Source organism: Leisingera sp. SA32, from assembly GCF_056033425.1.
On record NZ_JBVYHB010000005.1, the window covers coordinates 138243 to 150690 of the forward strand.

Consider the following 12448-nt stretch of genomic DNA (forward strand, 5'->3'; position numbering starts at 1 on the left):
TACCCTGCCTCACGGGTGATTAGCTCAGTGGTAGAGCGCTTCGTTCACATCGAAGATGTCAGGAGTTCAAATCTCTTATCACCCACCATTATTTCGCAAAGGCGCTCCCTGAAAAAGGTTGAGCGCCTTTTGCTTTTACGGCGCTGTTTCCGGGTTTCTGTGGCGTCATCCGGGCGCTACCACTGGGGGAGGCAGAGAAGGAGACCGCCATGCCCTTTCCCAAGATCTGGTTGCTGCGTCACGGGCAGACCCACTGGAATGCCGAGCATCGTATCCAGGGGCAGTTGGAATCATCGCTAACGCCATTGGGCATAGCCCAGGCCCGCTGCCAGGCAGAGCTGATGCGCCCGGTTCTGCGGCCCGGCTTGCCCTGTTTCGTCTCGCCGCTGGGGCGGGCGCAGCAGACTGCTGACATTGCCCTGGGCGGCGCTCCGTTTGAAACCGATCCACGGCTGGCAGAGGCTTATGCGGGCGCGTTTCAGGGGATGACCTTGGCGGAGGTCGCGGAGAAGTATCCCGAGATCCATGCAAGCAATCCGCAAAATCTGGACCTGTTCTGCAACGCGCCCGGCGGCGAGGGGTATGAGAGTTTCCACGCTCGCATTCTGGCGTTCATGCGCGCGCTCGACGGTCCTGCGGTGGTTGTGGCGCATGGCTTGCTGGGGCAGGTGATGCGCGGCATCGCTTGTGGGTTGACGCGCGCGCAGATGGCGGCGCTGCCGAACGGGCAGGGCTGTGTCTATGTGCTGGAGGACGGTCAGGAAACGGTCCTGGCCTAGTTTGCGAGGCCGGGCTTTGCAGGACGAAAAAAATCTGTTTTTACCTCTTGCGCCGCCCGACGTCATTGGCTAAATCCCCGCCCAACGGGTCGTTAGCTCAGTTGGTAGAGCGCTTCGTTTACACCGAAGATGTCGGGAGTTCGAGCCTCTCACGACCCACCATTCCCCCTTCACCGGCCCATCAGATAGATCAACAAACCGCGGTTCGGCTGCCTGTTCGCTGGAGTGTTTCCTGTGTTGTTTCAAGGCCTTGAATGGTGAGTCTGATTTTTTTCCGGGAAAGTTCCGAAAAAGGCAAAACACGGCTTGACGGTGCGCAGGGTGGCGCATATTACAGCCCAACATTCAGCAGCGATGCTGAAGACGCAGCGGGCGGTTGTAGCTCAGTTGGTTAGAGTACCGGCCTGTCACGCCGGGGGTCGCGGGTTCGAGCCCCGTCAACCGCGCCACTGCTGTGCCCCATCCCGGGGCTGAAACGGGAGCCGCCCCGGAGGGGAACTGGACCGGCAACGGTCCGCCGCAAGGCGAAAATGCGGTTGTAGCTCAGTTGGTTAGAGTACCGGCCTGTCACGCCGGGGGTCGCGGGTTCGAGCCCCGTCAACCGCGCCACTTTCGCCTGTTGCCCTGACGTTTCAGGGCCCGCCCCGGAGGGGACATCGGCCACTAGGTGGCCAGCCGAAAGGCCTATGCGCGGTTGTAGCTCAGCTGGTTAGAGTACCGGCCTGTCACGCCGGGGGTCGCGGGTTCGAGCCCCGTCAACCGCGCCACTTTCCCCACTTCCCTAGGAATTCGCCTGTTTTCTCGGCATCGAGGCTCCTCGCTCTCGGGTGTTTTGCCGCTTGGCTCTTTCGTCTTCTGTGCGCGGCTGCAATGCTGGGGGTAGCCCCGTTTGCGCCAGGAGACAGTAGATGAGCCAGCAGATGCAGCCGCCCGAAACCCAGCCGACGCTGCGCGTGATCGCGATGCCCACCGATACCAACCCGGCGGGCGACATCTTTGGTGGCTGGCTGATGAGCCAGATGGACCTTGCGGCGGGAACCATCGCTGCGCGGGTCTCCAAGGGGCGGGCGTCGACGGTCTCGGTCGAGGAGATCCAGTTTCACCGCCCGGTGCTGGTGGGGGACGAAGTATCATTGTTTGCGGAAATGCTGAAGATCGGGCGCACCTCGATGCGGATCCGGGTGCGGGCCTGGCGCCGGGCCCGCCATCAGGAGGAGACCCAGCAGGTGACGGAGGCGATTTTCACCTTCGTGGCGTTGGACGAGAACGCCCGCCCGAGGCCGGTGATCCGCGACGCGACCTGAGCGGCGGTGCGCGGGTGTAAAAAAGCCCCGGCCGTAGCCGGGGCTTCGTGGATTTCGAGAAGGCGCCTGGGGTGCCTCCACCTGCGGCGGCTTACTTGCGCGACAGCGCGTCGAGAACCCGCGCCCAGGAGCGGATGCCTTTGTGGAAGCTCTCGAGGTCGTATTTCTCGTTCGGGGAGTGGATCGCGTCATCCTCATTGGCGAAACCAATCAGCATTGCGTCCATGCCCAGGATCGACTTGAAATACCCCGCCACCGGGATCGAACCGCCCATGCCGGAGAACACCGCCTCGCGGTTCCACTCGTCGCTCAGCGCGCCGCGGGCGGCTTCGAATTCGGGGCGGGTGGTGTCAATCACGTAGGCAGGGGAGCCTTCGAGATCCACGTCCCAGGTCACGGTGCAATCGGCGGGCAGCCGGTCCTCGACGTGTTTGCGGATCTTCTGGCGCAGCGCGTCGGGGTCCATGTCGCCGACCAGGCGGCAGGTGATCTTGCAATGCGCCTGCGCCGGGATCACGGTCTTGGAGCCTGCGCCCTGGTAGCCGCCCCACAACCCGTTGATTTCCAGCGTCGGCCGCGCCCACTGCTGTTCCAGAACCGAGTATTTCTTCTCGCCATGGGCCTGGGTGTAGCCCGCGTTGGACAGGTAGTCCTGTTCGTCAAAGCCGCAGCCCTGCCACTGGCGCAGGATGTCGGCGGGCACCTCGTGGACCCCTTCGTAGAAGCCGTCCACCGCAACGGCGCCGGTTTCAGCGTCGTGGAAGGAGGCGATGATATGGGAGATTTCGCGCAGCGGGTTCAGACCCGGGCCGCCATAGTGGCCGGAATGCAGGTCGATGCGCGGGCCGGTCAGGGTGAATTCATCCTTCAGCATACCGCGCAGCTGCGACGCAACCGACGGCACCCCGCGGGACACCATCGAAGTGTCGCAGATCAGCGCGATGTCGGCCGAGAGCTCGTCTTTCGCGGCCTCGAGGAAGGGGATCAGCGAGGGCGAGCCGGATTCTTCTTCGCCCTCGAAGAAGAAGGTGATGCGGCAGGGCAGGGTGCCGTTGACCGCTTTCCAGGCGCGGCAGGCCTCCACGAAGGTCATCAGCTGGCCCTTGTCATCAGAGGCGCCGCGGCCGCGGATCACGGTGCCATTCGGGGTCTCTTCCAGCTGCGGCTCAAACGGCGGGGTGTTCCAAAGGTTCAGCGGGTCCACCGGTTGCACATCGTAGTGGCCGTAAAACAGCAGATGCGGCGCGTCGGTGTTTTCCTCGCCGACATGGCCCACCACCATCGGATGGCCGGGGGTTTCGCGCTTTTCCGCCTTGATTCCGATGGCGTTGAGGTCGGCGACCAGCCAGTCGGCGGCCTTGTCGCATTCGGCCTTGTAGGCAGGATCGGTGGAAATCGACTGGATGCGCAGCAGGTCCAGCAGGCGGGTGGTTGCGGCTTCGAGATCCGCGTCGATGCGGTCCAGAACGTCATTCAGTGCCATTGGTATGGTCTCCTTCCTGGCCGGGCGCACCGGCGCTGGTGTCACTTTGCCGCGGAGCCTAACAGCGCGCCCCGGCCGGGGCCAGAGGCGGCAAGCCGCCGCATATGTTGAATTTTCGCCTCCCTGCCAGCCGCGGCGGATGCCGCATGGACGCAAGGGACGTGCCGTCATTCGCAGCCGTCCGCGTGCCGGGGTGCTTGCCCGCGCGCGGTGAAAGCTCTATTTGACCTGCATCAATGTCGCGCAGCCGCGTCTGGACGTATGCAGTTGATCGGAAGGGGCTGCTGCGGTAACCATTCGGCAACGTGAATGTGGCCGCATCGCCAGAAGGCAGTGCCCTGAACACAGCCCCGCGTGTTCCGCTGGAACACCTTTAGCTATGGAGATGTCGGTGGACTATACCGCGAAACTGGACGCAGCGATTTCCAGCCTTCATCAGGAGGGCCGGTACCGGACCTTTATCGACATCGAGCGCAAAAAGGGCCAGTTTCCGCATGCGGTCTGGACCCGCCCCGACGGCAGCCAGCAGGATATTACCGTCTGGTGCGGCAATGACTATCTGGGCATGGGGCAGCACCCGGTTGTTCTGAAGGCCATGCATGAGGCGATTGATGCCACTGGTGCGGGATCGGGCGGCACTCGCAACATCTCTGGCACCACGGTGTATCACAAACAGCTGGAAGCGGAGCTGGCGGACCTGCACGGCAAGGAAGCGGCGCTGCTGTTCACCTCGGCCTATATCGCCAATGATGCGACGCTGAGCACGCTGCCAAAGCTGTTTCCCGGCCTCATTATCTATTCCGACGCGCTGAATCATGCCTCGATGATCGAAGGCGTGCGCCGCAACGGCGGGGCCAAGCGGGTGTTCCGCCACAATGACGTGGCGCATCTGCGCGAGCTGCTGGCGGCGGACGACCCCAAGGCGCCGAAGCTGATTGCTTTTGAATCGGTTTACTCGATGGACGGCGATTTTGGCCCGATCGAAGAGATTTGCGATATCGCGGATGAATTTGGCGCGCTCACCTACATTGACGAGGTGCACGCCGTTGGCATGTACGGCCCGCGCGGCGGCGGTGTGACGGAACGCGACTGGCTGGCCCACCGCATCGACATTATCAACGGCACCCTGGCCAAGGCCTTCGGCGTGATGGGGGGCTATATCGCGGCCTCCGCCAAGATGTGCGACGCGATCCGCTCCTACGCCCCGGGCTTCATCTTTACCACGTCGCTGGCGCCTGCGGTGGCGGCAGGGGCGGCGGCGTCGGTTGCGCATCTGAAGCGGGCGCAGGATCTGCGCGACAAGCATCTGGACCAGGCCAAGGTGCTGAAACTGCGCCTGAAGGGGCTGGGCCTGCCGATCATCGACCACGGCAGCCATATCGTGCCGGTGATCGTTGGCAACCCGGTGCATACCAAGGTGCTGTCCGATCACCTGCTGGAGGATTACGGCATCTACGTGCAGCCGATCAACTTCCCCACCGTGCCGCGCGGCACAGAGCGGCTGCGGTTCACACCTTCGCCGGTGCATGGACCGCGTGAAATTGACGCGCTTGTCAACGCGATGGACGCATTGTGGGCGCATTGTGCGCTGAATCGTGCCGAACTTGCCGGGTAACATACTGATCAGTGTAATTTTACATTGAGTGTGTTACGCTGTTGTCAATCAATGTGTGGATTTGAGTCGCAAATGTGATTCTATCACCACTCAGCTTCAGATGCGGCAGGCATTTATGGGACGGCAGGCATGATCGGGCGCTTTTCTCAGCGCAAGCATGATGAGCATGACAAACCGGCGGAACCGAAAGGTTTTGACGATTTCGAGCTGCGTTTAGGCGATATGATGCGCGGCGAACGCGCCACCATGGGCAAGTCGCTGCTGGATGTGCAGCGCGAATTGCGCATCAAGGCCTCCTACATCGCGGCCATCGAAAATTCCGACCCCTCAGCCTTTGATACTCCCGGTTTCATTGCCGGCTACGTGCGCTCCTACGCGCGCTATCTGAACATGAACCCGGAGGAGGCCTTTGATGCCTTCTGTCAGGAAAGCGGCTTCAGCGTTGCCCACGGCATGTCGGCGGAGGCCTCCAGCCGCCGCAGCGGCGCCGCGCCGGTGGTGCGTTCCACCGGGCTGGGGGGCGACGCCTTCACAGCCTCGAGCACGCCCTATGTGCCGGCGCCGACCAGCGCGCTGAGCCAGATCGAACCGCGCGCCGTTGGCTCGCTGATGGTGCTGGTCGCTCTGATCGGCGGCATCGGCTATGGCGGCTGGTCGGTGCTGAAGGAAGTGCAGCAGGTGCAGTTTGCCCCGGTCGATCAGACTCCGGCGGTTCTGGCCGATCTGGACCCGCTGAACAATGCGGTGCTGACGGCGCAGGCGGATGCGCAGGATCCGGCGGCAGAGGCGCTGGACCGTCTCTATCGGCCAAAGGCGCTGGATGTGCCGGTGCTGGTTGCGCGGGATGCGCCGATTGCAACGCTGGATCCGTCCAGTTTTGGCAATTTTGCCGCGCCGGAGCTGCCGAGCCTGGCCCTGGCCGAAGCCAGCCTGCCGCATGATGCCTCCGAAATGGGCCCGCAGCAGGCGGTGCCGCAGGTGGTGGCAGAGGTGACGCCCGGCGTCGAAATGGTGGCGGTGCGCCCCTCCTGGGTGCAGGTCACCGCGGCCGACGGCAGCGTGATCTTTGAGACCATCATGGATGCGGGCCAGCGTTTCGAGGTGCCGCTGACCGAAGACGCGCCGAAACTGCGCACCGGCGAAAGCAGTGCAATCTATTTCGCTGTCAACGGCAAACACTTCGGCCCCGTGGGCAAGCGCGGCCAGGTCTCCAAGAATATCGAGCTGTCGTTGGATGCGATCAGCGACCGGTTCGAGCTGGCGGATCTTGCGGATGACCGCAACCAGGCGCTGGCGACGCTGGTGGCGCAACTACAGGCCCAGCCCAGCCCCCAGCCAGGCGAGTAACGATTTCATGAAACCTGTGGTGTTTGGGCGGCTGCCATTGCAGCCCAGCCCGCCTGCGCGTATCTAGACGCCAACAGGATCCAGTCGGGACAGGCCACTCATGTCGATGAACCATATCCGCCCCTGGCGCCATATCGAGCGCCGCAAGAGCCGCCAGATCCACGTCGGCAACGTCGCCATTGGCGGCGATGCACCGATTGCGGTGCAGACCATGACCAACACGCTGACCACCGATGTGGCCGCCACCGTGGCGCAGGTGCAGGCCGCGGCAGAGGCGGGGGCCGATCTGGTGCGCATTTCGGTGCCGGACGAGGCGTCCTCCAAGGCGCTGAAGGAAATCGTGCGCGAAAGCCCGGTGCCAATCGTCGCCGACATCCACTTTCACTACAAACGCGGCATTGAGGCCGCCGAGGCAGGGGCGGCCTGCCTGCGCATCAACCCCGGCAACATCGGCGATGAGAAGCGCGTCGCCGAAGTGATCCGCGCCGCGCGCGACCACAATTGCTCCATCCGCATCGGGGTGAACGCGGGCAGCCTGGAAAAACACCTGCTGGAAAAATACGGCGAGCCCTGCCCGGAAGCGATGGTGGAGTCGGGCCTCGATCACATCCGCATCCTGCAGGACCATGATTTCCACGAGTTCAAGATCTCGGTCAAGGCATCCGACGTCTTTATGTCCGCCGCCGCCTACCAGCAGCTGGCGGAGGCCACCGACGCGCCGATCCACCTCGGAATCACCGAGGCGGGCGGCTTTGTCTCCGGCACCATCAAATCCGCCATCGGCCTTGGCCAGCTGTTGTGGATGGGCATCGGCGACACCCTGCGCGTCAGCCTGTCGGCCGACCCGGTGGAGGAGGTCAAGGTGGGGTTCGAGATCCTCAAATCCCTCGGCCTGCGCCACCGCGGCGTCAATATAATTTCCTGCCCCTCCTGCGCCCGGCAGGGGTTCGACGTCATCAAGACGGTGGAAAAGCTGGAGCGCCGGCTGGAGCATGTGAAGACCCCGATGAGCCTCAGCATCATCGGTTGCGTGGTCAATGGCCCGGGCGAGGCGCTGATGACCGATGTCGGATTCACCGGCGGCGGCGCGGGTTCTGGCATGGTCTATCTGGCGGGCAAGGCCAGCCACAAGATGTCCAACGAGCAGATGGTCGACCACATCGTCGAAGAGGTCGAGAAAAAGGCCGCCGAGATCGAGGCGGCGCAGGACGCGGCAGAGTAGCGGCGTTCACGGGCGCGCCGTCCGCCCCCATCTTTCCCGAAATACGCTGGGCTCCGGGGCAAAGCCCCGGTCCCGTCGGTCCGTCACGGCATTCAGCTCTGCTGGTCGCGCAGCTCGGCTACCAGGATTTCCATCTGGTCCGCGGGCAGGTAGCCACGCAGCAGCTCGTCGCCCAGCACAAACGTCGGCGTGCCGGAGATCGCCAGTTTCTGCGCCAGTTCGCGGGTCTGGCGCAGCTCGGCCGTGACCTCGTCGCTGTCCATCCGCGCGAGGATGGCATCGGCATCCAGCGACAGCCCCTCGGCCAAGCGGCGCAGCGCCACCTCATTCGGCTCGCCGCCGAATTCGATCAGCGCGTCATGCACCTGCTTATAGGCGTCATCGCCCGCTTCCAGCTTGGTGGCAACGGCAAAGCGCGAGGTCAGAACCGAGGCTTCGCCGAGGATCGGGAATTCCTTGATGATCAGGCGAATGTTGCCATCGTTTGCCAGCAGCTCGGCCACCCCCGGCGCGGCGCGTCGGCAGTAGCCGCAGCGGTAGTCCATGAACTCGACAAGGGTGATGTCGCCCTCGGGGTTGCCACCGACCCAGGAATAGCCGTCATTGACCAGTGCATCCATGTTCGCGGCCACCAGCTGGTCATCGCGCGCCGCCTCCGCCTGTTGCTGGCGCTGCTCCAGCAGGTCCACGGCCTCCAGGATCAGTTCCGGGTTCTCCAGCAGATAGGCGCGCACCTCGGCGCCAAAGGCCGCGCGTTCGGCGTCGCTCATCGCGGTCAGGTCAAAGGCCTGTGCAGGCGCGCCCAGCAGGCTAAGGGCTGTGGCCGCCATGGCGGCGGCACGGGTCAGGGATTTCATTTCCGTCTCTTCCTTTTTTGGTCTTGTTCGTAGGCCATCAGCACATCCTGCGCCCGCCGCGCCGGGGGCGAGCCGACGGGCAGCTGCGCCACGGCGCGCTTGGCGTGGATGCCGGCGTCTTCCAGCCGCCCTTGCAGGGCATAGCGTTCGGCGGTGACCAGGGCGGCCATGCCGCGCTGACCGGTTCTGGCATAGGCGAGCGACATGTCGCGCAGCATGATCTGGTTGCGAAAATCCAGCGTGCGGGCCTTTTCCAGTGCCCGCAGGGCCGTCTTGGGCTGACCGGCAGCCAACAGCGCGCGGCCCTGACCTGCCAGGATCAGCGGCGCGCGCGGCGCCAGGCTGACGGCGCGGCCATAGGCCGACAGCGCCGCCTGCCATTGCCGGTTCTCCATCAGGATCTGGCCCTTCAGCTCGTGATAATAGGCATCGTCGGGGCGTAGGGCGAGGGCGGCATTGATCGCCGTCAGCGCCTTGGCCATGTTGTTGCGCCGATGGTGCGCCGCCGCCTCGCGCATCAGGCGCACGTCCTTGTAGTGTTCCCCGCGGATCCGGCGCAGGGTCCATTTCGGCGCGCGGGTAAAGGCCGACAGCTTACCCTGCACGCGCGCAAACCAATAGGACGCCTCGGCGCTGGTCTGGCCGGAGTCGCCCTGCGCCGCCACATAGGCCCGTGCCGCGCGCAGGCGGTCACGGCTCAGCGGGTGGGAGCGCATGTAGGGATCCTGGTTGGCCGCGCTCAGCACCTCCTGGCCGGCAAAGACCTGATGCAGATCCACCAAGCCTTGGGGGCTGATGCCTGCGCGCGTCATATACCCGGCCGCCGCGCGGTCGGCAGAGCTTTCCTCGGCCCGCGTGTGAGACAGAAATCCGCGCAGCGCCGACGTCTGGCTGCCGACGGCAATGCCGCCCGCCGCCTCGCCCGCGCCGGCCGCGGCAGCCAGCACGGCCAGCGCCATGCCCAGACCGGCGGCATTGCTGGCCGAGCGCAGGTTCTGCATCCGCCGGGCGATGTGGCCATTGGTGATATGGGCGGCCTCATGGGCGATCACCGCTTGCAGCATTTCGGGCGTCGTGGCCTTTAGGACCAACCCGTAATGTATGAAAATTGTTCGCGAATCCACCACGAAGGCGTTGAACGACGAATCGTTCACCAGGAGAATGCGCACCCGCTTGGCATTCAGTCCGGCGGCGTTTAGTACCGGCGCGGCCAGTCGGGTCAGCCCGTGTTCGATGTCCGGATCGCGCAGCAGCGAGATTGATGCCGCGTGCACCGACGTGCCAAATTGCACCAGCGCACACAGCACCATTGCCGGGATTGACGCCAGCCGGAAGAAACGGTCAAAACTCATGCGCGCACCATGGGAGATCAGAATGCGAAACTCAAGCCGCTCCGACGTTGATCCGTTCATTGTGATGGACGTGATGGAGGCCGCCCGAAAGGCCGAGGCGGCCGGACGCCACATCATCCACATGGAAGTGGGCCAGCCTGCCACCGGGGCGCCCTCTGGCGCGCTGAAGGCGCTGGGGTCTGCGCTGGAGACCAACGCCCTGGGCTACACCGTCGCGTTGGGGCTGCCGGAGCTGCGCCGCCGTATCGCGCGCCTATATGGCGACTGGTACAACGTCGATCTGAACCCGGAGCGGGTGATCGTGACACCGGGCTCTTCGGGCGCGTTTCTGCTGGCGTTCACGGCCCTTTTCGACAGTGGTGACCGGGTTGGTATCGGCGCGCCGGGCTACCCGTCCTACCGTCAGATCCTCAAAGCGCTGGGGCTGACGCCGGTGGACATTCAGACCGCGCCGGAAAACCGGCTGCAACCGGTCGCCGCCGATCTGGCGGGGCTGGATCTGGCCGGGCTCATGGTGGCCTCGCCCGCCAATCCCAGCGGCACCATGCTGGACCACGCCGCCCTGCGCGCGCTGATTGACGCGACCCAGGGCGCCGGGGCCAGCTTCATCTCGGATGAGATTTATCACGGGCTGGAGTATGAGGCGAAGGCCGTCACCGCGCTGGAGCTGACGGATGACTGTTACGTCATCAACTCCTTCTCGAAGTTCTTTTCGATGACCGGCTGGCGGGTTGGCTGGATGGTGGTGCCCGAGGACCATGTGCGGGTAATTGAACGTATCGCCCAGAACATGTTCATCTGCGCGCCCCACGCCAGTCAGGTGGCGGCGCTGGCGGCGATGGAGTGCGAGGATGAACTGCGCGGAAATCTCGCCGTTTACGCCAGGAACCGCCAGCTGATGCTGGAGGGGTTGCCCAAGGCCGGTTTCACCAATATCGCGCCGCCGGACGGGGCGTTTTACGTCTATGCCGATGTGTCGGATCTGACGGCGGACAGCCGCAGCTTCGCCGCAGAAATCCTTGAAAAGGCGGGGGTCGCGGTAACGCCGGGGCTGGATTTCGATCCGGTGCGCGGCGCCACGACGCTGCGGTTTTCCTATGCGCGTTCCACCGCTGACATCGAAGAGGGGCTGGCGCGTCTGACGACGTTCATGGCGCAAAGGGGCTAGGGGCAGGAAGGCGGATTTCCAAACCTCGCTGAATTGCATACCTTGCGCGAAAATCCACCAAATCAGGGGTCGGGCATGGGCAGACTGTTTTCCATCATTACGCTGATCTGTTTGCTGACAGGCCCGGCATGGGCGCAGGGCTTCAGCGGACTGGCGCGCATTGATGCCGCCAGCAGTCGGGTGCGTGACGCCGGGCAGGGGGCCGAGGTCACGCTCGGCCTCAGCCAGGGGGTGCCGTTCCGGCTGTTCACGCTCGACGGGCCGCCGCGGCTGGTGCTGGATTTCCAGGAGGTCGACTGGCGCGGGCTGACCGCAGAGCAGATGCTGCAGGGCGAGCGCGTCAAGGCGGCGCAGTTCGGCACCTATGTGCCGGGCTGGTCGCGGCTGGTGCTGGAGCTGGCGGTGCCGATGCAGGTCACCGCCGCGGCGATGCAGGTGGACCCGGTCACCGCCGCCGCCCGGCTGGAACTGACGCTGGATCCTGTCAGCCAGCAACAGTTTGCCGCCCGCGTCGGTGCGCCGGAGGATCCACGCTGGGATCTGCCGCAGCCGCAGCTGATGCAGGGCCCGCCACCGCGCGATGAACATGCGCCGATGTTGGTGATGCTGGATCCCGGCCACGGCGGCATCGACCCCGGTGCCGAGGCGGGGGAGGGCATCAACGAAAAACAGCTGATGATGCAATTTGCCCGCGAGCTGGGCGAGGCGCTGTTGCGTTCGGGGCAGTTTACCGTCGCGCTGACGCGGGATGACGATTATTTTGTCTCGCTGGAGCGACGCATTGCCATGGCGCATCAGGCAGGCGCGGATGTGTTCATCTCGCTGCATGCGGATTCGATTTCCGAGGGGCGCGCGCATGGCTCTACCGTCTATACCCTGTCACAGGAAGCCTCGGACGCGGCCTCGGCCAAGTTGGCCGAGCGGCATCTGCGCGGTGATCTGCTGTCGGGCACCGACCTCAGCGAGGCGGACGATCAGGTGACCGGCGTGATGCTGGATCTGGCGCGACAGGAAACCCAGCCGCGCAGCGATGCGCTGGCGGCGGCGCTGATCGACGGCTTGCGCGCGCAGGGGCGGCCGATCAACAACCGGCCGCTGCGCTCTGCCGGGTTTTCGGTGCTGAAATCGGCGGACATCCCGTCGGTGCTGGTGGAAATCGGTTTCCTGTCCAGCAAGCGCGACCTGCAAAACCTGATTGACCCCGAATGGCGCGCCAAGGCGGCGCGGGGCATTCTGAACGGGCTGATCACCTGGCGGGCCGAGGATGATGCGCGCCGCGCGCTCGTGCGGCAGTAAGGCCGCGCGACAATCGGCATAATTG

The 12448-nt window shown here is 64.6% G+C and carries 10 protein-coding genes and 5 tRNA genes; 12 read left to right on the forward strand and 3 right to left on the reverse strand.

The window, feature by feature from the left end; genetic code table 11:
- The first annotated feature begins 13 nt into the window (after positions 1-13).
- The 7 genes from AC0IPL_RS09865 (at position 14) to AC0IPL_RS09895 (ending at position 2083) form a co-directional block, all read left to right on the forward strand.
- A tRNA-Val gene (locus AC0IPL_RS09865) sits at positions 14-88 on the forward strand.
- 121 nt (positions 89-209) lie between these two features.
- Positions 210-779 (forward strand): histidine phosphatase family protein, encoded by a 570-nt coding sequence (locus AC0IPL_RS09870; RefSeq protein WP_474274064.1) that lies wholly within the window; start codon positions 210-212, stop codon positions 777-779.
- 86 nt (positions 780-865) lie between these two features.
- Positions 866-941: transfer RNA gene (locus tag AC0IPL_RS09875), tRNA-Val, on the forward strand.
- A gap of 210 nt (positions 942-1151) precedes the next feature.
- A tRNA-Asp gene (locus AC0IPL_RS09880) sits at positions 1152-1228 on the forward strand.
- An 83-nt stretch (positions 1229-1311) separates the two neighbouring features.
- A tRNA-Asp gene (locus AC0IPL_RS09885) sits at positions 1312-1388 on the forward strand.
- A gap of 81 nt (positions 1389-1469) precedes the next feature.
- Positions 1470-1546 (forward strand) — tRNA-Asp (locus tag AC0IPL_RS09890).
- 141 nt (positions 1547-1687) lie between these two features.
- The gene (locus tag AC0IPL_RS09895) at positions 1688-2083 is read left to right on the forward strand and encodes an acyl-CoA thioesterase (RefSeq protein ID WP_474274065.1); all 396 of its coding nucleotides are present in this window, start codon (positions 1688-1690) and stop codon (positions 2081-2083) included.
- A 91-nt stretch (positions 2084-2174) separates the two neighbouring features.
- Here the strand turns inward: AC0IPL_RS09895 and AC0IPL_RS09900 are convergent, their stop codons facing one another.
- Positions 2175-3566, reverse strand: coding sequence for a M20/M25/M40 family metallo-hydrolase (locus AC0IPL_RS09900; protein WP_474274066.1), 1392 nt, complete (start codon positions 3564-3566; stop codon positions 2175-2177).
- 391 nt (positions 3567-3957) lie between these two features.
- Between AC0IPL_RS09900 and hemA the strand changes: the two genes are divergently transcribed.
- The 3 genes from hemA to ispG all read left to right on the forward strand — a co-directional run bounded on the left by hemA (position 3958) and on the right by ispG (position 7750).
- Positions 3958-5181, forward strand: coding sequence for a 5-aminolevulinate synthase (hemA, locus tag AC0IPL_RS09905; protein WP_474274068.1), 1224 nt, complete (start codon positions 3958-3960; stop codon positions 5179-5181).
- Between the two features lie 129 nt (positions 5182-5310).
- Positions 5311-6528 carry a helix-turn-helix domain-containing protein gene (locus tag AC0IPL_RS09910; RefSeq protein ID WP_474274069.1) on the forward strand — a complete coding sequence of 406 codons (1218 nt, stop codon included), beginning with the start codon at positions 5311-5313 and terminating at the stop codon, positions 6526-6528.
- Positions 6529-6628: 100 nt separating this feature from the next.
- Positions 6629-7750, forward strand: coding sequence for a flavodoxin-dependent (E)-4-hydroxy-3-methylbut-2-enyl-diphosphate synthase (gene ispG, locus AC0IPL_RS09915; protein ID WP_474274070.1), 1122 nt, complete (start codon positions 6629-6631; stop codon positions 7748-7750).
- Between the two features lie 92 nt (positions 7751-7842).
- On the opposite strand, the gene AC0IPL_RS09920 is transcribed toward ispG, so the two are convergent.
- Together AC0IPL_RS09920 and AC0IPL_RS09925 are read right to left on the reverse strand one after the other, a co-directional pair.
- Positions 7843-8607: a DsbA family protein gene (locus AC0IPL_RS09920; protein WP_474274072.1), complete on the reverse strand. Its 765-nt coding sequence runs from the start codon at positions 8605-8607 to the stop codon at positions 7843-7845.
- A complete protein-coding gene (locus tag AC0IPL_RS09925) occupies positions 8604-9959 on the reverse strand; it encodes a M48 family metalloprotease (RefSeq protein WP_474274075.1) in 1356 nt (451 codons plus the stop codon). Before AC0IPL_RS09925 ends, AC0IPL_RS09920 begins: the two co-directional genes overlap by 4 nt.
- Positions 9960-9981: 22 nt before the next feature.
- Between AC0IPL_RS09925 and AC0IPL_RS09930 the strand changes: the two genes are divergently transcribed.
- Positions 9982-11127, forward strand: a complete 1146-nt coding sequence (locus AC0IPL_RS09930) for a pyridoxal phosphate-dependent aminotransferase (protein ID WP_474274078.1) — start codon at positions 9982-9984, stop codon at positions 11125-11127.
- A gap of 75 nt (positions 11128-11202) precedes the next feature.
- Positions 11203-12423, forward strand: coding sequence for an N-acetylmuramoyl-L-alanine amidase (locus AC0IPL_RS09935; RefSeq protein ID WP_474274080.1), 1221 nt, complete (start codon positions 11203-11205; stop codon positions 12421-12423).
- Positions 12424-12448: the final 25 nt, after the last annotated feature.